The organism is Streptomyces sp. NPDC093109, assembly GCF_040701725.1.
GTDB lineage: Bacteria > Actinomycetota > Actinomycetes > Streptomycetales > Streptomycetaceae > Streptomyces.
This window is the reverse complement of the sequence record NZ_JBFBEZ010000014.1, coordinates 123,241-145,301: the sequence shown is the minus strand read 5'-3', so window position 1 is coordinate 145,301 and position 22,061 is coordinate 123,241. Positions and strand designations below refer to the sequence as shown.

Sequence of the window (22,061 nt, the reverse complement as noted above, 5' to 3'; positions counted from 1 at the left end):
GGACCCCGGCCGGACAGCAGCCGCCGCCCGCCTTCCGGGCACCACAGCGCAACGGCGACCAGCGGGGCATGGGTGCCAGCAATCAGACGGCCGTCAGCCGCCGAGATGAGCCCCGCTGCCCCATGCAAAGTGTGCGCAGCCCCGCAGGGTCCGCCGGGCCGCCGGACCCTGAGCCGGGTAGCAGGGCATCCGGCCCCCCGGGCAACCCCTCACCCCCCGGCCGCCCCTCCCACACCCGCACTTGCGACTCCGGGGCAGGTGTCAAGGGTGCAGCGAAGCGTAATCGGCGTAGCCGACGCGACGTAGGAGCGCCCTTTACTCCTGTCCTGGAGGCGCGAAACTCACAGCTGGAGGGGCGGCCCTCTTCCCCACGGCCCCCGCCACCCACGCACCTACCCCGCCCCATCCAACCCCGGGTGCGGAATGCTCCATGCCCGGCGCCGGGTGCTGTTGCCCACCCCCGTGGGGCAGCGACACCCGGCGCCTGCGCGTGCCGCGCGCCTGGGCGGGCGGCCATGGGGCGCGCATAGCGCCAAGGGTGTCGATCCTGAAGGTGAGGCGGGCGAAAGTCAACTAACGTGGATTGAAGGTGCGGGCGTCAATGGGTGTGCCCCGACCGGGCGCCGTTTTGGGCGGTTTATTCTTAACGATCGTGTAATTGCCGGGCAACGCGTGATCCCCGGCCGTCGTCGAAGAGTTCTATGATCCGGCGCATGAACACCGACTCTTCGCTCGACTTCGCGGCTCGCTTCCGGCGTGTGATCTCGGTGATCTACCCGAAGGATCTGGGGCGTCCCTGGCGCGATTCGGAGATTGCCGAGGGGACTGGCCTGAGCGGTACGTACATCGGGAATCTCCGTAAGGGGAGCCAGAAGCCGAGTCTGGAGAACGCGGTGAAGATTGCCAAGTTCTTCGGGGTGCCGCTGGATTACTTCAGCGATTCGGCCACCGCGCTCGCCGTCGAGCGGGACTTGCGGAAGATCGAGGCCCTGCGGGACGCTCGGGTGGAGCGCATCGCGATGCGAGCGGCCGGGTTGCCTCCGGAGATGCAGGACGCCGCTCTCACCGTGGTGGAGCAGCTACGGAAGGCGGTCGGGCTGCCCGACGGCGACGGTGGCGATGGTGGCGAGGTCAGAGGGGGGTCCGGCGGCGGGTCCCGTGGTGGTACGGGGCATCCGTCCGGCGATGGCTCCTCGGCGTGACCGAGTCCGGTACCGGTGCTGGTTACGAGCTGACGCCGTTGGGGCGCTGGCAACCCGCCGGCGCCGAGGCTGATGAGGATGACGTGCGAGATCTGGGACGTACCCGCCGCCGGATGCGGGCCAAGGTCAGGGAGCTGGACCTGCCACGGCTGCGTACGGTGGAGGAGCTGACCGCGGCGGTTGCGGAGCGGGTCGGGCGTCCCGTACGGCTCGTACCGCGCCGGATGCGGGTCGGTGAGCCGTCCGGGTTCGTCGAGCGGCGCGCGGACGCCGACATCATCCACTTCGAGCAGGAGACCTCCGGCCTGCACCAGGCCCACATCATCTGCCACGAACTGGCCCATCTCCTCTGCGGCCACCTCGCCGAGGCTCCGGCCGACGACGAAGACGATGAAGGGGCCGGGCAGGTGGAGCTGTCCACCATCGACCCGGACATGCTCCGGCTCGTCCTCGGCCGTTCCCACTACGACGCCGTGGCCGAGGAGGAGGCGGAGATCCTGGGCGCCGAGCTGACCCGTACGCTCGTTCTGGCCCCAGGAGCGGGGACGACCTCACAACTCGCGCCCGCGCTGGAGCACCGCAAGGGGCAGAATGTCTGAGCCGACGACGTTCCCCGAGTCGGTGTTTTCCGCCACGGCCTTCTCCGACGCGCCGTTCAACACCGTCTACCTCACCATCGGCACACTGGCCTGGGCCGTCGCCGTACTGAAGTTCCGCGCCTGGCGCCGTGATCCGTCCCCCGGGCTGCTCGTCGTCGCCCTCACGATCGCCTCGCCCGCGACCGCCTTCGTGGTGGCCGCGCCGGTGGTGTACCGGCTGATCGACCGGCTCGCGCACCGCGGCAATCTGGCGACGCTGCTCGTCTACCTGGGCATCACCGGGTTCTCCGCCGCCGCCGTGGTGCTGGCCCGGATGTGGGCGCCGCCCCAGGTGGAGGCGGACGCGGACGCGGATGCGGAGAGGAGGGCGCAGCCGCGGGCGCAGGGCTGGGACGCGGCCACCGCCGACACCTGGCGGCAGGTACGGCGGCGGCTCGCCGTCTTCGGTGTGCTGGTCGTCGCGATGACCGTCCTGTTCCTCACCGGGGGAGCGCACACCCCGGAGACCCCTCTCACCTTCGACACCACCTTCGCCACCGAGCCCCGGATCGCCGCGTTCCTCGTCATCTACCAGGCGCTGTTCGGCTTCGCGCTGGTCGACATCAGCCGCGTCTTCCTCGGCCACGCCGCCCGGCTGCCGGCCGGACCGCTGCGGCGGGGCATCCGGCAGCTCGCCCTCGGTGGGTTCGTCGCCTGCGGGTATGTGATGTGCAAGGTCGTCGCGATCGGCGCCGCCGCCGGTGGTGTGACCGGTACCGAGTGGCTGAGCACCGCCCTGGGGCCCGTCTTCGCCGCGCTCGGCGCCGTCCTCATCACCACCGGTTTCGCGGGCCCGGCCGTCGCCGCCTGGACGCGCCGCCGCCGCGACTACCGGGCCCTTCGCCCGCTCTGGGACCTGGTGTACGGGGTGGACGGCCGGCTGGCGCTCGAAGCGCCCCCGTCGCGCTGGACCGAGCGGCTCGCGGTGCGCGACCTGGAGTGGCGGACCGCCCGGCGCGGACTTGAGATACGGGACGGCCAGCTCACGCTGCGGCCCTGGGGCGACCCCGGGGTGATCGCCGCCGCGCACCGGCTCGCCGACCGGGACGGTCTCGACGACGCGGACCGCGCCGCCCTGGTCGTCGCCGCGTCCCTGCGCCACGCGGCCGACGCGCTGCGCGCCGGCGTACCGCCCCGCGCCCGCGACGAGCAGGCCCAACTGCCGGGCCTCGACACGGAACCGGCCGAGGAACGGGACCACTTGGTGCGCGTCGCCCGCTGTCTGTCCGCGCCCCTGACCGGCGAGGCGTTGGCCGGTGCCGGTGCCGGTGCCAGTGCCACCGACGCTACGACGAATCCCCCGGTGATCCCGTGATGACTGACGCCGAAGCGGACGCCGGTGACGCCGACACTGGTGACGCTCACACCGTGCCGCGTCCTCCGCACCCGTACGACCCCTCCCGTACCCACCGCGCCTACGCCCGCCTCATGCTGGAGACCATGCCCGAGGAGTCCCGGATCGGGCTCACCCTGGGCTTTGTCCGTACGTTCGGGATCCCCGGCATCGCGCGTGTGCTGGCCGGCACCGGGCGGATGGAGTCCGCGCCCAAGGCGCGGGCGAAGGCGACGGGCGTGGCGATGTTCGCGCTGATCGGGTCGGGGGTGGACACCGACGAGGGGCGGCGGGTGGTGGCCGGGCTGCGGCGGATCCATGAACGGCCCGACATCACACCCGAGTTGATGCGGTACGTGATGGCGTGCTTCACGGTGTGCCCGCTGCGGTTCATCGACGCCCACGGCCACCGCGCTGTCACGGACGAGGAGCGGGAAGGCGCGTACGCGTTCCACACCGGCCTGCTCGACGCGCTCGGGCTGCCCCGGTCGCCGGACGAGGCTCAACTCGCAGACGTGGAACGGTGGATGCGCGCCTACGAGGCCCGCCACTTCGCCCCCACCCCGCAGGGCCGCGCGCTCTGGACCGCCACCAGCGGCGGGCTGCTGGCGGCCAGGCTGCCCCGGGCGCTGGCGCGGCTCGCCCCCGCGGTCGCCGCGTCGCTGCTCGACCCGCCGCTGCGTGCGGCGCTGGACGTACGGCCGCCGCTCGCGCCGGTCCGGGGGCTCGTGGCGTACGGGCTGCGGATGTGGTCGGGGGCGCGGGCCCGATCGGACGCGTAACAAGCCCCCAACCCCTACTGGTACTGGACGAACGCCGCGAAGGCTGACGCGGACGCCCCGGCCGGCTCCGGCCGGTGCACGCCCCGTGGCCGGTACTCCAGCCGGTCCGCCACTCCCACCAGATCGGCCAGCAGCCAGACGATGGCCAGCCACATCTCGGTGCCCTGCAACCCCGGCTCCCGTCCTGGCCCCGAGCCGCCCTCTCCCGCCGGGCCGAAACCGAACCCGGCACCGTCGCGCCAACTCCCCAGCGCCCGCGCCAACTGCGGCCCGGCCCACGCCCGTACCTCCGCCGCCCGATGGCGGGTCTGGCGGCCCGCGAGCCACAGCGGATGTGCCACGTCCAGTACGTTGCACGCGTTCTGGCGGCCGTCCGCGAACCACCGCGGATCGGCGGAGTGGGCCAGTACGGTGTCCACCACCCGCTCCGGGTACGGCACCGGAAGCCCGAACTGCGCGAACGAGCCGCGCGTCAGCCGGTAGTAGCCGTTGACCATCTGGAGTCGGCCCTCGGCGGGCGAGGCGGGCGCGCCGCCCCACATCCCCGTCCAGGGATCCACTCGCGTACCGAGCCAGCCGAACAGCGCCTCCAGCGCGCCGGGCGCGCTCGCAGTGGCTCCCGCAGTCGCGCCCGCAGTCCCGCCCGTATCGAGGTTGCGGTACGCGCCGGTCGCCCAGCAGTCGACCCACGCCCCTGCCGACCACGCCCGCGTCCGCCACGGCAACGCCTGTAGCCGTACGACGAGTTGCTCGGCGGTCATCCGCCGTACCGCGTGCACCGGGTGGGCGAACCGGGACCCCAGGAGCTCCAGCGCGTACCCCACCGACAGCACGTGGTACTCGGCCGCGCCGTCCTCGATCCAGCCGTCGGGGGCCGGCGCGGGCAGCACTCCCGGGCCGCCGCCGGGGGCGAGTTCGGGCACCAGGCCGCTCACCGGGTCCTGGAGTGCGCGCAGCCGTTCGGTGTGTTCGGCGGCGGTCAGTTGTGCCGGTGGCGCGCTCAGCAGCAGATCGGCGATCTCGACCGCGTCGCAGTGTGCGCGTACGGTCGCCGGGGCGCCGGGCCGGTCGCTGTAGCGGCCGGTGTCGCCGTCCCAGGAGCGGGTCAGGACATCGGCGGCCTGCGCCCGGGCGCGTTCGGCGAACCGGGCCACGGAGTCGCCCAGGTCACCGTCCGGTGTGCCGCCCGTCGGTGTGCCCCCGTTCGACGTGCTGCGTTTCGACGTGCTGCCTTTCGACGTGCCCGTGCGTGAGGTGTCGGTGTCACTCCCGCGCCGGTCACGGAGCGGGCGGGCCGGGTTCCCGGCGGCGATCGTCCAGGGCGCCAGGTCCTTGGTGACGACCGCGCCGGCCCCCACCACGCAGTGATCGCCGATCGTCACCCCGTCGAGGACGACGACGTTCGAGCCGATCCACACATCGTCCCCGAGGACGATGCCCTCGCTGGTGAGCGGCTGCCGGTGCACGGGCGCGTCCGGCGCGAAACCGTGGTTGAAACCGAGCAGGGAGCTGTGCGCGCCGATACGCACCCCGTTCCCGAGCGTCACCCGCCCCCGTACCGTCGCGTACGGATTGACCGTGCAGTCGCTCCCGGCCCGGATCTCACCGGTGACGTAGGCGTGCCCCGCGATGTAGGAGTCGGCGCCCAGGCTCAGGACATCGGGGAACACACCGGCCGCCGGGGAGACGTAGCAGCGCGGCCCCAGACTCGCTCCGGCGCCGGCCAGCCGCTTCTGGTGGGCGGCCTGCGCCGCGCGCTGGGTGGCGGAGGCGCGGTGCGTGAAATCCCAGGGGCAGTAGTCGAAGTACGCATCCGATGCCGCGTCTTCCGATGCCGCGTGTTCCGATGCCGCGTCTTCCGAGTCCATGTCCGCGAGTGTAGAGAGCGCTTTCTGTCCGGACAATGACCAAGAGAACAAGAGAAACGGACTGCTGCCCCTGGGTGGCGCTCACGCGGTCCGGTGGAGCAGATACGTGAGCAGTACGTGCGTCTCGCGCACTGCCTGCGACGCCTGCGACGCCTGCGACGCCCACGATGTTCGCGGCGACAGGGAGGCCGGCCGGAGGCACGCACGGGCGGCGTCGAGATGCCGGCGCGCCTCGGCCAGCGTGGCGGCGCGCCCGCCGGCCCGGTCGACGAGGGTGGCGGCGTGGGCGGCCGTCGCGTCGTCGAGGGGGCGGGGGGAGCTGAGCAGGCCCGCGAGTTCCCGTCCGGCGCGGTCGTTTCCTGTCGAGGGTGCGGAGAGCGCGGCGAGGACGGGGTACGTCTTCTTCCGCTGCCGCAGGTCACCGTGGACGGGTTTGCCGGTCACGGCCGGATCGCCCCAGATGCCGAGCAGGTCGTCGACGGCCTGGAACGCCACGCCGAGATGGCGCCCGGCCCGGTCCAGCGCGGTGACGGTGCCGGGCGGTGCCCCGCCGAGCAGCGCGCCGAGGGCGGCGGCGCAGCCGAGGAGGGTGCCGGTCTTGCGCTCGGCCATGGCCCGGTACTCGTCCGGACGTACGGCGCCGGGCCCGGTCCACGGCCGGTTCTCGAAGAGCAGGTCCTCGGCCTGGCCGTGCACCAGCCCGGTCAGTGTGGCGGACAGCCGCCGCACGGCGGCGGCGGTGTGGACGGGCGGTGTGGTCTCGGCGAGCGTCTGTACGGCGAGCGCGAAGAGCGCGTCCCCGGCGAGGACGGCCGGCCCGGTGCCGTACGCCTTCCACACGGCGGGGCGCTGCCGCCGCGTACCGTCGCCGTCCATGATGTCGTCGTGCAACAGCGAGAAGGCATGCACCAGTTCGACGGCGACGGCGCCCGGCACCGCCCGTTCCCCGGCCGCCCCCGCGGCCTCGGCGCCCAGTACGGCGAGCGCCTGCCGTACGCCTTTGCCCTGGGGCGCGCCCTGGGACGCGCACTGGGACGCGCCTTCGGACGCGCCGGCGCGCGGGGCGCCGCCCACCTCGCTCCAGCCGAGGGCGTACGCGGCCATCTCCCCGGTCCACGGCTCCAGCCGGCCGACGGCGACGGTCAGCGCGGGACGTACCAACTCCCGGCAGCGGGCCAGGATTTCGGGCGCACTGGCGACATGATCGGCCGCCGTGGAGGTGGCGTCCGGGTGCGCAGCCGCGACTGCGGTGGAAGCCCTCGTCACAGCGCCCCCTGGCCCAGGCCCGGACCCTGAGGCGGGCCCTGGCTCTGACCCAGGCCCAGGCCCAGGCCCAGTTCCGCCGTAGCTCTGTCGACCATGTCGCGGGCGTGCCGCAGCCCGATCCGGTCCAGGGTCTCGCGCAGCTTGGCCAGTTCGGCGGTCGTCTCCGCGCTGTCGCGGCCCAGTCGGGCGCGGGCCTTGGTGAGGCCGAGGCGGGCGAGGGCGGAGCCCCGGGGTTCGTTCATCGCGTCGAACTCGGCCAGCGCCAGCGCGTAGCCCGCCCGCGCCTCCTCGTACCGCCCGGCCCGGTAGAGAACGTTGGCGCGCATCTTGTGGTTGTAGGCGAGCGCGCTGGACAACTCCATTGCACGGCACGGGATTTCGGCCTTGGCCAGCAGGGCCAGCGCGCGCTCCGTATCGCCGTCCCGTACGGACACCACATCGGCGATCCCGCGCAGCGCCCAGGCCCGGCCCCGGTGGTCGTCGGCGGCGCCCGCGGTCTCGGCGGCCTCCTCGAAGAGGGCGAGGGCGGTGTCGTACGAGCCGGTGTTGCGGTGCATCTGGGCGATGCCCTCCAGCGCCCACACGGTGTGCCGCGCCTCGCCGCGCCGGCGGGCCTCGGCCAGGAGCTTCTCGTGGAGTTCGCCGACGGCGCGGTAGTCGCCCTGGATACGGCCGGTCTCCGCCAGCCCGGCGAGCGAGTAGCCGCGTACGACCACATCGCCCCCGCGCTCGCCCAGCTCGGCCGCGAGCCCGAGCAGCCGGTACGCGAGGGGCAGCGCGCCGCGCTGCCGGGCGAGCGTGCCGCCGCTCCACAGCGCCCAGGCCATCGCCCCGGTGTCCTCGCCCGCGCGGGCCGCGCGGTAACTCGCCTTCCACGCGCGGTCGGCCTCCGCGATCCGGCCGAGCCGCCGGTACGCCTCCGCCACGGCGAGCCCGCAGCGCGCCATCTCCCCCCACTGCCCGGCCTCTTCGGCCGCGTGCAGCTCCTCGATCCCCTTGGCCAGCACGTCGGTGAGGGACGAGTTCACCGACAGCGAGCCGAGCGCGCCCTGATATTCGGGCGCGAACGCCTTTCCCCGTACTGCTGTGGTCCCGCTGGTGGTCATCATGTGCGGTTCTCCTGTTCACGTTCCCGTCCAAGACGCTAGGAGAGATGCGGAGTTGGTGAATCCGCCTCCGTGTGGGTCATGGCGTAGTCCTCAGGTGCCATGTGAGGGGGCCGGGTAGTCAGTGCGACGTACGGGACGGGTACGCGGGCCCGGACACACCCCTAAAGTGGGGCGGGCAGCGGTGGTACGAGGGGGAGCGAGCGGCATGACCGGACACACGGACGCGAGCGGACAGACGGCAGGGCGCAAGGCAGGGCACAAGGCAGAGCACACGGCAGGACACACGGAAGGGCACACGGCAGAGCCACGAAAGCGCAGGATCACACTCCGCCACGCCGCCGGCCTCTGCGGGCTGCTGCTCGGCGGTGTGCTGCTGCTGGGCGCGGGCGCCGGCCTGGTGGGCGTACGGGGGACGGTGGACGACGAGCGCGCGTTCCGGGCGGCGGAGCCCTGCCCGGCGGCGGCGCGCGCGGGGGCCGACTGTCTGCGCGAGCTGCCGGCGTCCGTCGAACGTACGGTGACCAGGGACAACGGGCGGGCCGGGACGACGTACCGGCTCCGGCTGACCGGCCCGGACGTACCCCACGAGGTCGACCTGCCCGGCGCGGGCCCGTTCCTGAAGCGGCTCCACCCGGGCGACGGTGTGACGGTCACCATGTGGCGCGACTACGCCACCACCGTCGCCAAGGACGGGCACATCCAGCACACCACGGACACTCCGGAGGGCGAGCCGGAGTTCATGACCGCCCTGTCACTGGCCCTGCTGGCGTTCGGCGCCTACGCCTGTTACGTCGGTGTGGTGCTCGTGCGGCGCCCCTCCCGGTCCACCGGTGGGGCGCCGCTGCCCGCGCTCCTGGTCCCCCTCGGGGCGTTCAGCGTGGCTGCCGCCCTGCTCACCATCCCCACCGTACTCGTGGGCGATGTCACCAACCCCCTTGTGCAGGCGCTCAGTTGGCCGGTGTTCCTGCTGCCGGCCGGGTGGCTGCTGCGCCGCCTCCACCGCGGAAGCCGCGCCCGGCACGGTACGTAGGGACGGGGGAGGGACGGGGGAGAGACGGCGGAAGGCCGGGGGAGGGACGGCGGAAGGCCGGGGGAGGGACGGCGGATGACATCAGAAGAGCCCCTTGTACCCCTGCCACCCCGTGGAGATCTTCTTCCGGGCGCCGAAAGAGCCCTTGCCGTTTCCCTGGTAGCGGTAGAGAACGCCGGCCTTGTCACGGGCGACCAGATCGTTCCTGCCGTCGCCGGTGATGTCACCGACGCCCACGACCGCGTTGTACGAGGCTCCCCAGCCGGTGAACACGGCCGCCCGCGCCCGCAGTGTGCTCTTCCCCGTACCCTCGAACCGGTACAGCGTGCCGTTCTTCCCCCTGGCCAGGATGTCGCCGAAGCCGTCGCCGGTCAGATCGCCGGCGCCGACGATGTGCGTGTACGCCGCCCAGCCGGAGCCGAGCTTCTTGCGGGCGGCGAGTGTGCCGTTGCCCTTGTTGGCGAAGAGGTAGAGATCGCCCGTCGACTTCTTGCGGGCGACCAGATCCGTCCGCCCGTCGCCGGTCAGATCGCCGGGCGCGGTCAGCATGTCGTACGCGTTCCAGCCGGTGCCCAGCGAGGTGTGGCTGTGGGACGGGGTGTACGGGTTCCCGCAGCGGCCCGCGTACCGGCGCAGCTCGCCCTTCGGTATCCGTACGAGCAGCTCGGCGCAGCGGTCGCTGCCCATGTCGCCGAACGGCACGGCGACCGAGCCGGCGGGCCAGCCCGAGCCGGACCGCTTCCAGTCGAAGGCGCCCTTCCCCTCGGTGTAGTGCAGGGAGAGCGCGCCCTTGGAGTTGAGGGTGAGCAGCTCGCCGTAGCTGTGACCGCCCTGGTCGTGGTGGCCCTGCCGGGCTCTGGACAGATCGATCTTGCCGCTTGTGCTGTACGTTCCCGCGCCTTCGACGGCCGTGGCCTTCAGCGTCCAGGTGTACGAGCCGTTGTAGGCGTAGACGCCCGCCGCGTTCTTACCGTTCCAGTCGACGTTGGCCTCCGTGGTGGCGGCGCCGGTGAACGTACGGACGGTACGCCCGTTTGCGTCCTTCAGCAGGAAGGTCCACTCGACGGGCTTGCTGAAGCCCCAACTGCTCTTCCAGTTGGAGTACTTGAGGTCGGCCGAGGACTGGTCCACCTCGGACTCGGTCCGGGTCAGCGACTGGGACGGCACTCCGCTGGGGACGATACGCACACTGTCGTCGGGGCCGACATGGGCGATGTCCCCGCCGAACTTGTCCACGGCCCAGGTGATCCGCCGCTGGTCGGCGGTGTCACCGGCCGGCAGATCGGCGATCGCGCGCGGCGCCGCGCTCTTGCCGGTGTGGAAGTCGCTGAGCAGCAGTTTCCCGGCGGTCCTGTCGTGCTGTACGAGGTAGCCGTCGCCGACGAGGGCGGGTCCTGACGGCACGGCGAAGCTCTTCTTCGCCGTACGGTCGTAGACCCCGGCGCGCGCGGCCGGGCCGCAGTTCCAGTAGACGAAGCGGCCGACGGCCCGCAGCTCCTTGATGGCGCAGCCGGATCCGGTGGCGTACGACCCGACGGCCTTCCCGCTCTTGATGTCGGTGAGGGTGACCGTGCCCGCCGTCGCGCTCGCGCTCCAGAGCTGAGCTGCCCAGATGGAGGCGGCGACGGGGGTCCGGACGATCCGCTTCACCAGCCGTCGGTACTGCGGGACGTTGTCGATGTACTGCTTGCCGGTCGACTGCGCGTCGTAGACGAAGTAGCGGCCGGAGATGTCGACGATCCGCGCGCCGGTGACTGCGGGCTCGGTGCCGTGGTAGCTGTTGGGGCCGGTGTGGATATGGACGCGCTCCTTGCCGTAGCTCATGAAGACATAGCCAACATGGCCGTTGCCGGCCCCCACCAGGGGCATGCAGCCGCCGACGTCGCAGGGCACCTGCTTGGCGTATTCGTCGTCGCCGAACGGACCGACGTATCCCATGGAGGTACGGGCGGACGCCGTCGAGCCGTCCGCCGCGATCTTCCGGAGCGCCATGAACCGGTCACCGTACGCGCCGCGCTCCACCGTATGCAGGCTGCCGCCCGCGAAGTCGATCCCCCAGACGCCGTCGGTCGGCACCGGGGTGGGTATATCGGCGGCGGCGGCCGTGCCGGCCGCGCTCGCCATGCCCGCCGCGCCCGCCGTACCCGCGCCGGTCATCGCGGTGAATCCCGCGACCAGAGCGGCCACGGCGGCCAGAGCCGTGCTCCGGCGGGCCGGCTTCCGATGGCTCAACAGCGCAAGACGTCTCAAAGGGGATCCCCAAGTGGTCGATCCGCTACGGCGGTACGTCCGCCGCCGCGGCGGTACGGGTGAACCAGGGTGTGGGGCGCCTTGGTTGCTGCCTCTGAGCGAGACGTTCGGATCCTAGCAACCGGCAACCCCCGCCGGGGTCGGCGGCGACTTGAGACAGCCGCACCATCCCCCACCCCGCACCATCCCCCACCCCGCACCATCCCCACCTCCGCACCATCCCCACCCCCGCACCATCCTCACCCCCCACTGATCCCCTACCCAGGGAGCCCCCACATGCGCAGATACCTTGCGCGACTTCTCACCGTCCTCGCCGCCTTCATCGCGCTCGTCGCCATGCCCGTCACGTCCGCGTCCCCCGCGCAGGCCGCCGAGGACTGGAACCCGCCCGCGAACCTCACCCAGCCGCTGAACGAGGTGTGGAACCACGTCTCCACGACCTACCCCGACCTCTACGGTTTCCGCAATTACGGCTGGGACCAGGTCATGGCCAACAGGGGCAGCATCAACTACTGCGTCCGCTGGGAGTCCGACGCCCCCGTCAGCACCACCCTGCGCGACAACATCCACGCCGCGCTGAAGAAGCAGTTCGCCAAGTGGATGGCGGCGATGGTGGAGAGCGGCGCGGGTCACAACGCCTGGCCGTACACCACCGTGCCGGTCAACATCGTCGGCTGGGCGGTGAAGGACCGTTCCACACTCCAGTGGACGGACAACTCGGTCGACATCTACGCCGGCAACCTCGACGAGGGTGGCGCTCCGCAGTGTGCGCCGGACTGCGGCCGTTTCTTCCACCAGAACGGCGACTACTCGCGCTGTCCCGGCGGCGCGGCCCGCCACTACGACCAGTCCCTCTGGCTGACCAAGGGATTCCAGGGCGGCGCCGGCGGCGACTGGGGACAGCGCGTCGGACAGGAGTACTTCACCGGTGTGCTCAACCAGGAGAACATTCACATCTATCTGCACGAGGTCGGCCACACCTTCGGTCTCGACGACTTCTACGACTGGACGCCGACCGGGCAGTGCTGCTTCATCATGAACGCGGGCAGCGCCACGCAGATCACGGAGTTCGACAAGTGGATGCTGCGTGACTTCTGGCGCCATGTGAAGAGCCGCTACGGCCTCTGACCCAGCTGACGCGGCTGATGCGGCTGATGCGGCCGATTCGGCTGATGCGGCCGATGTGGCTGACGAGACGCAGGGACACCCCGCGCCGCACATGTCCTCGCTACGATCGGCCGCGTGCGCGCAAACATCGTGATCGCCGAGGATGACGTCAAGCAGGCCGAACTGGTGCGCCGTTACCTGGAGCACGAGGGGCATACGGTCACGGTTGTCGAGGACGGGCTCGCCGCTCTGGAACAGGTCCGGGGCGGCGAGCCCGACCTCCTCGTGCTCGACGTGATGATGCCCCGGGCCGACGGACTCGACGTGGTGCGGATCCTGCGCGCCGAGGGCCGCGAGGTGCCGGTGCTGATGCTGACGGCCCGCAGCACCGAGGACGATCTGCTGCTCGGCCTGGATCTGGGCGCCGACGACTACATGACGAAGCCGTTCAGCCCGCGGGAGCTGATGGCCCGGGTACGTACGCTGCTGCGCCGCAACCGCCGTACCGTCGAGGCCGGTTCACCTGCCGCCGTGGACGACGGGGTGCTGTCGATCGGCACACTGACGGTGGATCCGGCCCGGCACGAGGTCACGGACGGCGGGACGCCCGTACCGTGCACACCCGGTGAGTTCCGTATTCTCGCCGCGCTGGCGGCGGAGCCCGACCGGGTCTTCACCCGGCAGCGGCTCCTGGAGGAGCTGCACGGGTTCGACAAGTTCGTCAGCGGGCGCACGGTCGATGTGCACATCATGAACCTGCGCAAGAAGATCGAACCCGTTCCCCGGCGGCCCGCCCGGCTGCTCACCGTCTTCGGCGTCGGCTACAAGCTGACGGACCCCGCGAAGGACATACGTCATGCACCGCGCTGACCGGCCGGACCGCGACCAACAGCCGCCCAGGCGAAAGCTGTTGAGGCTGCCGCTCCGCAAGAGTCTGCTCGGCCGGCTGCTGACCGTGTCGGTGCTGGTGGCCTTCTGCTCGGTCGCCGCCACCGCCTGGCTCGCGGTGCAGACGACCTCCGGCGCGATCCGCCAGCAGCAGGGCCAGAACCTCAGCGCCGACGCGAAGATCTACAACACCCTGCTGGGGTACGCGGCGACCCACCCGGGCTGGGAGGGCGTCGACTCCACCGTGCGCGAACTGGCCCGGGACTCCCACCGCCGGATCGCGCTGACCACCCAGGACCGCCGGCCGCTCGCCGACTCCGCCACCGCGACCACGACCGCGAATGCGAATGCGAATGCGACGGAGAGTGTGAACTCGACCGGCACCGCGTCGGGCGCCTCCTCCGGTACGCCGTCCGCCGTCCCGCTGCCGGAGCAGGCCTCGGCGGTGGTCGACGCGCTGGCCGTCGACACCGTACTGGTGCCCAACGCCACCACGGCGACCGCCGCCGGCGCCGACCGCGTCGATCCGCGCGCCGTAGGACCGTTCCTGCTGCCCGAGGCGGAACGTGCCATGCTGCGCCGGACCGCCGCGGGACGCGTGAAGTGCCTCAACGGGCTCGGCATCGCGGCGGATGTTGTCGAGAGCCCGAGCGGGCGGCCCCGGCTCCAGTTCGTCAGCAGCGACACCGACCGGTCCATGGAAAACAAGTGTCTGACAGAAACGCCGGACAGTCCCACCGCGACCGAGAAGAAGGCACTCGACGCACTCAACGTCCTGGCCGACGCCTGCCTGAAGCGCCAGGGGCGCACGGGCGTGAAGCTGAAGCTGAACCTGGATCTGTCCTGGGACCGCGGGTACGCCGGGGGCGGCGCGGGCGACGACGCGTCCGTACGGCCCTACGAGCCCTATCCCGTCCCGGCAGACGCGAACGCGAGGGAGGCCGAGGGGCGGGCGGCCAAGGAGCGGGCGGCCAAGGAACGGGAGGCCGAGGCGGAGGCGGCGGAGCAGCGGGCGGCCGAGGAGCGGACCTCCGAGGAGAAGGCAGCCGAGCGGCAGGCGGCCGAGTCGCGGACGCCCGTGGATTCCGAGCCGGGGCCGACGGTTTCCGAGCGCGGAACGACGGTTTCCGAGCCGGGGCCGACGGTTTCCGAGCGCGGAACGACGGTTTCCGAGCCCAGGATGGCGGTAGGTGGCATGCGCGCTCTTCCCACCGACAAGGTGCCCGCGGCCCGCGACAGCGGATACGACCGGGCCATCGCCTCCTGCGTCGGCAGCGCCCGCCGCGAACAGCTCACCTCCTATGTCGCCGGGCCCGCCCTGCTGTTCATCGGCGATCCCGGTGACACCGCCGGCGCGCCCGGGTTCGACCTCTCACCGGCGAACACCGGGCGCATCGTCGGGGTCACCGCGCTCGTCCTCGCCCTCACGGTCGGCGCCTCGGTGTTCGCCGGAGCCCGGCTCGTACGCCCGTTGCACGCGCTGACCGGCGCGGCGCAGCGGATGCGGGACGGCCTGGACTCGGCGCCGGTGCCGGTCGGTCCTGACAACGAGATCGGGCGGCTGGCGGCGGCCTTCAACGACATGGCGGTACACCGCGCCCGGCTCGAGGAGCAGCGCAAGGTGATGGTCAGCGATGTCGCGCACGAACTGCGCACCCCGCTGAGCAATATCCGCGGCTGGCTGGAGGCGGCACAGGACGGACTGGCTGAACCCGACCCGGCGTTCGTCTCCTCGCTCCTTGAGGAGGCGGTGCAGCTTCAGCACATCATCAACGATCTTCAGGACCTGGCGGCGGCCGACGCGGGCGCGCTGCGGCTGCACCCGGAGACGGTGTGTGTCGATGAGCTACTGGGCCAAGTCGCCGCGGGTCACCAGGCGTTGGCGGAGGCGGCGGGCGTCGCTCTGACGGTTTCGCAGCCGCCGGGGCCGGGCGCGGGTGAAGCGCCGGGGCCCCGGCCGCAGCCGCACGCCGACCCCGTGCGGCTGCGCCAGGCCGTCAGCAACCTGGTCTCCAACGCGGTACGCCACACCCCGCCCGGCGGCCGGGTGACGCTGCGCTCGTACCTCTCCGACGCCGGGGACGAGGTGGCCCTGGAGGTCGCCGACACCGGCAGCGGTATTCCGGCGGACGACGTCCCGCATGTTTTCGACCGCTTCTGGCGGGCAGAGAAGTCCCGCAGCCGGAGTACCGGCGGCAGCGGTCTCGGCCTGGCGATCGTCCTCAAGCTGGCCGAGGCGCACGGCGGGACGGCGAGTGTGGTGAGCACCGAGGGGAAGGGTTCGGTCTTCACACTACGGCTGCCGGTCGCGCCCGGCGGAGCCATGGCGGAAGAGGCGGAAGAGAGCGGGAACACGGACAACACCGAGAACACCGAGAACACCGAGAACACCGAGAGCACCGAGAGCACCGAGAGCACCGAAAACACAACAGGAACTTGATGGGATACGCATGGCGTTCTGACAGCTTCCTCACAAGTGGCCGCCAGTCTTGAGCCCTGCCCGGAACCAGGTGTCTTCGCCGTCCGGGCACCACAGAGGCCGAGCTGGAACTGGAGCCCTACATGTCCCGCCATTACCGCCTGCACTTCGCCGTCCTGACCGCGATCACGGCCGGCGCCCTGCTTGTCCCGGCCGCCGCGGCCGTCGCCTCCGACGCTTCCCGCCCCAGCGAGGTGTCGTCCACCTCGCCGAAGGAGGCCGGACGCGACAAGGAGGCCGCACGCGACCGGGCGGCCGAGACACCGGAGGAGGCCGCACGCGACAAGGCGGCCGAGGATCGGAAGCCGGAGGTCGCCGAGAGGGCCGTCCCGGTGTCCGAGCCGAAGGAAGCCGAGCGCGCGAAGGAGGCCAAGCGCGCGGCCGAGCGCGCCAGGGAAGCCGATACGCTGCCGCGCGGTGCCGTCGCCGCGGGCGAGGCCCCGGCCGGGAACAACTCCGGTACGGCCGCCCTCGTCGGCTCGGCGACCGGTGCGCTCCTGCTCGCGGGCGCCGGCACCCTCGTACTGCGCCGCCGCTCCGCGCAGCGCCACACCGCCTGATCCGACACCGCGCCTGATCGGACACCGCCTGATCCGATACCGCATCTGATCCGACACCACGCGTGGTCCGACGCCCCATCCGATCCGACACCCCATCCGATCCGGCACGACAGTGGCGCCGCCCCTCACTGGGCGGCGCCACTGGCAACCCCGCTCTGGAGCCCGCTGTGTTCCCTGCTGTGTCCCCCGCGCACCATCCGGTGCATCCGGTACATCCGGTAAACCCAGTACGTCCGGTACGGCACTCCGGCGCCCTGCCGCCCGTGGCGCGCCTGGCCCGCCTGGCCCTTGTCGTCCCCGCGGTGCTCACCCTGCTGACCGGCTGCTCGTCGGCGGCGGATACGGCCGCGCCGCGCCCCTCCACCTCGGCATCCAGCTCCGCCACCACCGTCGGCACCCCCACTCCCACCCCCACCCCCGCACCCTCGCGCGGCGCGCCCACCGAGGTCACCATCCCCTCGATCGGCATCAGCGGTCCCCTGATGGAGCTGGGCCTCAACGCCGACGGCACCGTCGAGGTCCCGCCGCCGGAGAAGGGCATGACGGCCGGCTGGTACGTCGGCGGTCCCGCGCCCGGCGAAGCCGGTCCCGCCGTCATCATCGGCCACAACAGCACCCGTTTCGGCAAGGCCGTCTTCCACGGCCTCCACAAGATCGCCAAGGGTGCGGACATCACCGTCTCCAACACCCGTGGAAAGCCGGTGCACTTCACCGTCACGGACACGGAGAGCGTCAGCAAGGGCGCCTTTCCCACCCAAAAGGTCTACGGCCCGACCGACACCCACGCACTGCGCCTGATCACCTGCGACGGCGACTTCGACGCCCAGGGCCACCCGCTGAAGAACCTCATCGTCTACGCGACCCGCGCCTGACACCGTCCCCGCGCCTTCGGACCCCGTCCCCCTGCCCGCGCCCGTGGCACAGTGGCAGGAAGAGTGTTTCTACGGGAAACATGCGGGAGAGGGGATCCGGCCCATGCGCATCGGCGACGTGGCCGCGGCAGCGGGAGTCAGCACACGGGTGCTGCGCTACTACGAGCAGCAGCGGCTGCTCACCTCGGCCCGGACACCGGCGGGGCACCGTACGTACGAGAGCAGCGCTGTGGAGCGGGTCCGGCTCATCCAGCTGTTCTACCGCGCCGGGCTCTCCAGCCGGACCATCCGTGAGGTGCTGCCCTGCGTGGATACGGGCGAGGCCGCCCCGGAGCTGCTGACGCTCCTGGCCTCCGAACGTCAGCGCGTGGAGCGGCAGATCTCCGACCTGTTCACGGTCCGTGACCGTCTGGACATGGTGATCGAGGCCACGACCGACCCGGACTACGACTGTGCCGCCGCGCTCGCGTCCTGAGACACCCTTTCCTGTCTGCCCCCACCCTTCTGACCAGCGGACTTGCATATGACATTGGTGTCAAGTCTTAGCGTCCGGAGTCATCGGCAGGTCGCCGGTACCAGGGAGCCGACAGGCGTCGGACTCCGTGGGATGCGGTCCAGGAGATGACGATGAGTGAAGCGTTCGGTTTCCGTGCGTTCGGCGGCCCGGAGGTCCAGGAGTTCTTCGACCGGCCGGACCCCGTGCCGAGTCCGGCGGAGGTCCTGGTGCGGGTCACGGCCGTCGGGGTGAACCCCCTTGACTACAAGCTGCGTTCCGGCGTCATGCCGGAGTTCTACGGCGAGCGGCCGTTCCCGCAGGTGATGGGGGCGGAGGCGGCCGGTGTGGTGCTGGCGGTGGGCGCGGACGTCGACGGGCTGGCGGTGGGCGACACCGTGTTCGGCTGCGCGCTCACCGGGGCCGGCGTCTACGCGCGGACCACGGTGCTGGTCGGGTCCCTCACCGCGCGCAAGCCCGAGGGACTCCGCGACGACTGGGCGGCGACCATCCCCGTGGCGGTCACCTCCGCCCTCAACGCGATGGACCAGCTCGACCTGCCCAGGGGCGCGACCGTACTGATCAACGGAGTCGGAGGCGGCGTCGGTCTCGCGACCGCGCAGGTGGCGCGCGACCGCGGCCTGAACGTCATCGGTACGGGCGGCCCCGCCAAGCGGGCGCTCGCCGAAGCCGTCGGGGTGACGTTCGTCGACTACACCGACGGCCCGGTCGTCCCCCGGCTGCGCGACCTCGCCCCGGACGGGGTCGACGGGGTGGTGGACATGGTGGGCGGCGTGTCCCTGCGTACGGTGGCACCGCTGGCACGCGAGACGGGGAAGGTGGTGTCCGTCACGGACGAGACGGTGGCCGAGCTGGGCGGCGAGATGGTGCGCCGCCGGATCACCCGGGCCGATCTGGAGCACGCGGCGGCGCTCATGGTGGAGGGGCGTCTCGACCCCCACGTCGTCGAGACGTACCCGCTGTCCCGGGCGGCCGAGGCCCTGGCGCTCGTGGAGGACGGCCACGCGGTCGGCAAGGTCGTCATCGACATGACGCGGGAGTAGACGGCGGGAGCAGACGGCGGGAGCAGACGCGGGAGGGGCGCCCGGGGCGGCCACAACGGCCATCCCGAACGCCCCTACCGAACGCCCCGTACAAGCCGGCTGCTCAGGTGAGTCAGACGGTGACTCGGACGGTGGCTCAGACCAGGTCGAACCGGTCGAGGTCCGACACCTTGACCCACGCCGCGACGAAGTCCTTCACGAACTTCTCCTTCGCGTCGTCGCTCGCGTAGACCTCGGCGAGCGCGCGCAGCTCGGAGTTCGAGCCGAAGACCAGGTCGGCCCGGCTGCCGGTCCACTTGACCTCGCCCGTGGCGTCGTCGCGGGCCTCGAAGGTGTTCTGGTCGGGCGAGGTCGCCGTCCACGTCGTACCCAGGTCGAGCAGGTTGACGAAGAAGTCGTTCGTCAGGGTCCCGGGAGCGGACGTGAGCACGCCGAGCGACGACTGCCCGTGGTTCGCGCCCAGGACGCGCAGGCCGCCGACGAGGACGGTCAGCTCGGGGGCGCTCAGGTTGAGCAGGTTGGCCTTGTCGACCAGCAGGTACTCGGCGGGCAGCCGGTTGCCCTTGCCGAGGTAGTTGCGGAATCCGTCGGCGGCCGGCTCCAGCGCGGCGAACGACTCGACGTCCGTCTGCTCCTGCGACGCGTCCACGCGGCCCGCGGTGAAGGGGACCTCGACGTCGAAACCGGCGTCCTTGGCGGCCTTCTCGACGCCCGCGGCACCGGCGAGCACGATCAGGTCGGCGAGGGAGACCTGAGCACCCTGAGCGCCCTGCGCGCCTTCGGTCCGGGCGGAGTTGAAGGACTCCTGGATGCTCTCCAGCGTGCGCAGCACCTCCGCCAGCTGGTCGGGCTCGTTGACGTCCCACCCGGCCTGCGGCTGGAGGCGGATACGCGCGCCGTTGGCGCCGCCGCGCTTGTCGCTGCCGCGGAAGGAGGAGGCGGCGGCCCAGGCGGTGGAGACCAGCTGGGACACCGTGAGGCCGGAGGCGAGGATCCGCCCCTTGAGCGCGGTGACGTCCTCGGCGCCGACGGTCTCCTGCGCCGCCTCGGGCAGCGGGTCCTGCCACAGCAGGGTCTCGGACGGGACCTCCGGGCCGAGGTAGCGCACGGCCGGGCCCAGGTCGCGGTGGGTCAGCTTGAACCAGGCGCGGGCGAACGCGTCCGCGAACTCGGCCGGGTTGTCCAGGAAGCGCCGCGAGATCTGCTCGTACGCCGGGTCGAACCGGAGCGAGAGGTCGGTCGTCAGCATGGTCGGGGCCAGGCTCTTCGACGCGTCGTGGGCGTGCGGGATGGTGCCGGCGCCCGCGCCGTCCTTCGCCACCCACTGGTGCGCGCCGGCGGGGCTCTTCGTCAGCTCCCACTCGTAGCCGAACAGGTTCTGGAAGAACCCGTGGCCCCACTGGGCCGGGGTCGACGTCCAGGTGACCTCCAGGCCACTGGTGATCGTGTCGCCGCCCTTGCCGGTGCCGAAGGAGCTCTTCCAGCCGAGGCCCTGCTCCTCGATCGAGGCGCCCTCGGGCTCGGCGCCGACGTGGTCCGCCGGGCCGGCGCCGTGGGTCTTGCCGAAGGTGTGGCCGCCCGCGATCAGGGCGACGGTCTCCTCGTCGTTCATCGCCATGCGGCGGAACGTCTCGCGGATGTCGCGGGCCGCGGCCAGCGGGTCCGGGTTGCCGTTGGGGCCCTCGGGGTTGACGTAGATGAGACCCATCTGGACCGCGCCGAGGGGGCCCTCCAGCTCACGGTCGCCGGAGTAGCGCTCGTCGTCGAGCCAGACCTTCTCGGGACCCCAGTACACGTCCTCGTCGGGCTCCCAGACGTCCGCGCGACCGCCGCCGAAGCCGAAGGTCTCGAAGCCCATCGACTCCAGGGCCACATTGCCCGCGAGGATCATGAGGTCGGCCCACGAGAGGCTCTGGCCGTACTTCTTCTTGACCGGCCACAGCAGCCGGCGGGCCTTGTCGAGGTTGCCGTTGTCCGGCCAGCTGTTCAGGGGGGCGAAACGCTGCTGGCCGGCGCCGCCGCCACCGCGGCCGTCGCTGATCCGGTACGTACCCGCGCTGTGCCACGCCATGCGGACCATGAGCGGGCCGTAGTGGCCGAAGTCGGCCGGCCACCAGTCCTGGGAGGTGGTCAGCACCTCCGCGATGTCCTGTTTGACGGCCGGCAGGTCGAGGGACGTGAACGCCTCGGCGTAGTCGAAGTCCTCGCCGAGGGGGTTCGCCACGGCGGGGTTCTTGGCGAGGATCTTGAGGTTGAGCCGCTCCGGCCACCACTGGCGGTTTCCGCCGCCCTGCGTCGGGTGCGGGGCGCGCCCGTGCACGACGGGGCAGCCCCCGCCGCCCTCGGTCGTCGCGCCTACGGCGGTTGCGTCATGGTTCTCGGTCATGGGAATCCTTCCGGACCAGCTCGATCACGGTGCTCAGAACTGCGGTGGTCTGCGGGCGGAGCAGGCGGGGCGCGGGCCCCGGTCGGCTTCCTCTTCCTGCTGCGACGGGCCGTACGGGATCTCCCCGCCTCTTGGCTTATCGCCGGAGTCGATCCTACAATGGACAGAGTCCAAGTCAAGAAGAGAGCCAGCTCCACATCCCATCGGAATCAGGACAGCACCCACCGGCCACCCACCGGCGAACCACGGGTGTCGCGCGCATGAGCGATTGAGGTGAACCGACCGACATGAGTGATCTGCTGGAGCGGCTACGAGGACGCGGCTGGCGGCTGACCTCCCAGCGGCGCGTCGTCGCGGAGGTCCTCGACGGCGACCACGTCCACCTCACGGCCGACGAGGTGCACGCCCGCGCGGCCCGGCGGCTGCCCGAGATATCCCGGACGACTGTCTACAACGCGCTGGGCGAGCTGGTCGCGCTCGGTGAGGTGATCGAGGTCTCCACGGACGGCCGCGCCAAGCGTTACGACCCCAACGCGCGCCGGCCGCACCAGCACCTGGTGTGCTCCGGCTGCGGCACCGTGCGCGATGTCCACCCGACGGGGGACGTGCTGGCGGACCTGCCCGCGGAGGAACGATTCGGCTTTACGGTGTCGCAGGCCGAGGTCACGTACTGGGGGCTGTGCCCGGCGTGCGCCGGGGCGACGGCCGCGGCCGGAGGGACGGCCGGTGAGACG

At 71.9% G+C, this 22,061-nt stretch carries 17 protein-coding genes and 1 pseudogene; 13 read left to right on the top strand and 5 right to left on the bottom strand.

Going from position 1 to position 22,061, the window contains the following annotated elements:
* Positions 1 to 713 precede the first annotated feature (713 nt).
* The 4 genes from AB0389_RS16300 to AB0389_RS16285 all read left to right on the top strand — a co-directional run bounded on the left by AB0389_RS16300 (position 714) and on the right by AB0389_RS16285 (position 3,955).
* Positions 714 to 1,202, top strand: a complete 489-nt coding sequence (locus tag AB0389_RS16300; protein WP_366396046.1) for a helix-turn-helix transcriptional regulator — start codon at positions 714 to 716, stop codon at positions 1,200 to 1,202.
* Between the two features lie 83 nt (positions 1,203 to 1,285).
* Positions 1,286 to 1,801, top strand: coding sequence for a hypothetical protein (locus AB0389_RS16295; protein WP_366396045.1), 516 nt, complete (start codon positions 1,286 to 1,288; stop codon positions 1,799 to 1,801).
* A complete protein-coding gene (locus tag AB0389_RS16290; RefSeq protein ID WP_366396044.1) occupies positions 1,794 to 3,155 on the top strand; it encodes an MAB_1171c family putative transporter in 1,362 nt (453 codons plus the stop codon). Before AB0389_RS16295 ends, AB0389_RS16290 begins: the two co-directional genes overlap by 8 nt.
* Positions 3,155 to 3,955 (top strand): oxygenase MpaB family protein, encoded by an 801-nt coding sequence (locus AB0389_RS16285; protein WP_366396043.1) that lies wholly within the window; start codon positions 3,155 to 3,157, stop codon positions 3,953 to 3,955. The genes AB0389_RS16290 and AB0389_RS16285 overlap by 1 nt, the downstream gene beginning before the upstream one ends.
* Before the next feature lie 14 nt (positions 3,956 to 3,969).
* On the opposite strand, the gene AB0389_RS16280 is transcribed toward AB0389_RS16285, so the two are convergent.
* From AB0389_RS16280 to AB0389_RS16270, 3 genes are all read right to left on the bottom strand, one after another.
* On the bottom strand, positions 3,970 to 5,823 hold the full coding sequence (locus AB0389_RS16280; RefSeq protein ID WP_366396042.1) for an acyltransferase: 1,854 nt from the start codon (positions 5,821 to 5,823) through the stop codon (positions 3,970 to 3,972).
* An 81-nt stretch (positions 5,824 to 5,904) separates the two neighbouring features.
* Positions 5,905 to 7,005 carry a polyprenyl synthetase family protein gene (locus AB0389_RS16275; RefSeq protein ID WP_366396074.1) on the bottom strand — a complete coding sequence of 367 codons (1,101 nt, stop codon included), beginning with the start codon at positions 7,003 to 7,005 and terminating at the stop codon, positions 5,905 to 5,907.
* Positions 7,006 to 7,085: 80 nt separating this feature from the next.
* Complete coding sequence (locus AB0389_RS16270; protein WP_366396073.1) at positions 7,086 to 8,195, bottom strand: tetratricopeptide repeat protein; 1,110 nt, start codon at positions 8,193 to 8,195, stop codon at positions 7,086 to 7,088.
* Positions 8,196 to 8,403: 208 nt separating this feature from the next.
* Between AB0389_RS16270 and AB0389_RS16265 the strand changes: the two genes are divergently transcribed.
* Positions 8,404 to 9,228 carry a hypothetical protein gene (locus AB0389_RS16265; protein WP_366396041.1) on the top strand — a complete coding sequence of 275 codons (825 nt, stop codon included), beginning with the start codon at positions 8,404 to 8,406 and terminating at the stop codon, positions 9,226 to 9,228.
* Between the two features lie 81 nt (positions 9,229 to 9,309).
* Here the strand turns inward: AB0389_RS16265 and AB0389_RS16260 are convergent, their stop codons facing one another.
* Complete coding sequence (locus AB0389_RS16260; RefSeq protein WP_366396040.1) at positions 9,310 to 11,460, bottom strand: FG-GAP-like repeat-containing protein; 2,151 nt, start codon at positions 11,458 to 11,460, stop codon at positions 9,310 to 9,312.
* A 294-nt stretch (positions 11,461 to 11,754) separates the two neighbouring features.
* Here AB0389_RS16260 and AB0389_RS16255 point away from each other — a divergent pair, with 294 nt between their 5' ends.
* From AB0389_RS16255 to AB0389_RS16225, 7 genes are all read left to right on the top strand, one after another.
* Entirely contained in the window at positions 11,755 to 12,606 is an 852-nt protein-coding gene (locus tag AB0389_RS16255; RefSeq protein WP_366396039.1) for a hypothetical protein, read from the top strand.
* Between the two features lie 114 nt (positions 12,607 to 12,720).
* Positions 12,721 to 13,455: a response regulator transcription factor gene (locus tag AB0389_RS16250; RefSeq protein ID WP_366396038.1), complete on the top strand. Its 735-nt coding sequence runs from the start codon at positions 12,721 to 12,723 to the stop codon at positions 13,453 to 13,455.
* On the top strand, positions 13,442 to 15,913 hold the full coding sequence (locus AB0389_RS16245) for a HAMP domain-containing sensor histidine kinase (RefSeq protein ID WP_366396037.1): 2,472 nt from the start codon (positions 13,442 to 13,444) through the stop codon (positions 15,911 to 15,913). Before AB0389_RS16250 ends, AB0389_RS16245 begins: the two co-directional genes overlap by 14 nt.
* 122 nt (positions 15,914 to 16,035) lie before the next feature.
* Positions 16,036 to 16,512 (top strand): hypothetical protein, encoded by a 477-nt coding sequence (locus AB0389_RS16240; RefSeq protein ID WP_366396036.1) that lies wholly within the window; start codon positions 16,036 to 16,038, stop codon positions 16,510 to 16,512.
* A 263-nt stretch (positions 16,513 to 16,775) separates the two neighbouring features.
* Positions 16,776 to 17,384: a class F sortase gene (locus AB0389_RS16235; RefSeq protein ID WP_366396035.1), complete on the top strand. Its 609-nt coding sequence runs from the start codon at positions 16,776 to 16,778 to the stop codon at positions 17,382 to 17,384.
* Between the two features lie 103 nt (positions 17,385 to 17,487).
* Positions 17,488 to 17,859, top strand: coding sequence for a MerR family transcriptional regulator (locus AB0389_RS16230; RefSeq protein ID WP_366396034.1), 372 nt, complete (start codon positions 17,488 to 17,490; stop codon positions 17,857 to 17,859).
* A gap of 152 nt (positions 17,860 to 18,011) precedes the next feature.
* On the top strand, positions 18,012 to 18,941 hold the full coding sequence (locus AB0389_RS16225; RefSeq protein ID WP_366396033.1) for an NADP-dependent oxidoreductase: 930 nt from the start codon (positions 18,012 to 18,014) through the stop codon (positions 18,939 to 18,941).
* Positions 18,942 to 19,077: 136 nt separating this feature from the next.
* On the opposite strand, the gene katG is transcribed toward AB0389_RS16225, so the two are convergent.
* Entirely contained in the window at positions 19,078 to 21,327 is a 2,250-nt protein-coding gene (gene katG / locus AB0389_RS16220; RefSeq protein WP_366396032.1) for a catalase/peroxidase HPI, read from the bottom strand.
* A 287-nt stretch (positions 21,328 to 21,614) separates the two neighbouring features.
* Here katG and AB0389_RS16215 point away from each other — a divergent pair.
* A pseudogene (locus AB0389_RS16215) lies at positions 21,615 to 22,022 on the top strand (transcriptional repressor); the annotation flags it as partial.
* Between the last annotated feature and the right edge of the window lie 39 nt (positions 22,023 to 22,061).

Bases quoted from the DNA above. Each gene is read 5' to 3' on its own strand.
- AB0389_RS16280 (WP_366396042.1), bottom strand. From the start codon at position 5,823: ATGGACTCGGAAGACGCGGCATCGGAACACGCGGCATCGGAAGACGCG.
- katG (WP_366396032.1), bottom strand. From the start codon at position 21,327: ATGACCGAGAACCATGACGCAACCGCCGTAGGCGCGACGACCGAGGGC.
- AB0389_RS16270 (WP_366396073.1), bottom strand. From the start codon at position 8,195: ATGACCACCAGCGGGACCACAGCAGTACGGGGAAAGGCGTTCGCGCCC.
- AB0389_RS16230 (WP_366396034.1), top strand. From the start codon at position 17,488: ATGCGCATCGGCGACGTGGCCGCGGCAGCGGGAGTCAGCACACGGGTG.
- AB0389_RS16290 (WP_366396044.1), top strand. From the start codon at position 1,794: ATGTCTGAGCCGACGACGTTCCCCGAGTCGGTGTTTTCCGCCACGGCC.
- AB0389_RS16240 (WP_366396036.1), top strand. From the start codon at position 16,036: ATGTCCCGCCATTACCGCCTGCACTTCGCCGTCCTGACCGCGATCACG.
- AB0389_RS16225 (WP_366396033.1), top strand. From the start codon at position 18,012: ATGAGTGAAGCGTTCGGTTTCCGTGCGTTCGGCGGCCCGGAGGTCCAG.
- AB0389_RS16255 (WP_366396039.1), top strand. From the start codon at position 11,755: ATGCGCAGATACCTTGCGCGACTTCTCACCGTCCTCGCCGCCTTCATC.
- AB0389_RS16285 (WP_366396043.1), top strand. From the start codon at position 3,155: ATGACTGACGCCGAAGCGGACGCCGGTGACGCCGACACTGGTGACGCT.
- AB0389_RS16245 (WP_366396037.1), top strand. From the start codon at position 13,442: ATGCACCGCGCTGACCGGCCGGACCGCGACCAACAGCCGCCCAGGCGA.
- AB0389_RS16265 (WP_366396041.1), top strand. From the start codon at position 8,404: ATGACCGGACACACGGACGCGAGCGGACAGACGGCAGGGCGCAAGGCA.
- AB0389_RS16300 (WP_366396046.1), top strand. From the start codon at position 714: ATGAACACCGACTCTTCGCTCGACTTCGCGGCTCGCTTCCGGCGTGTG.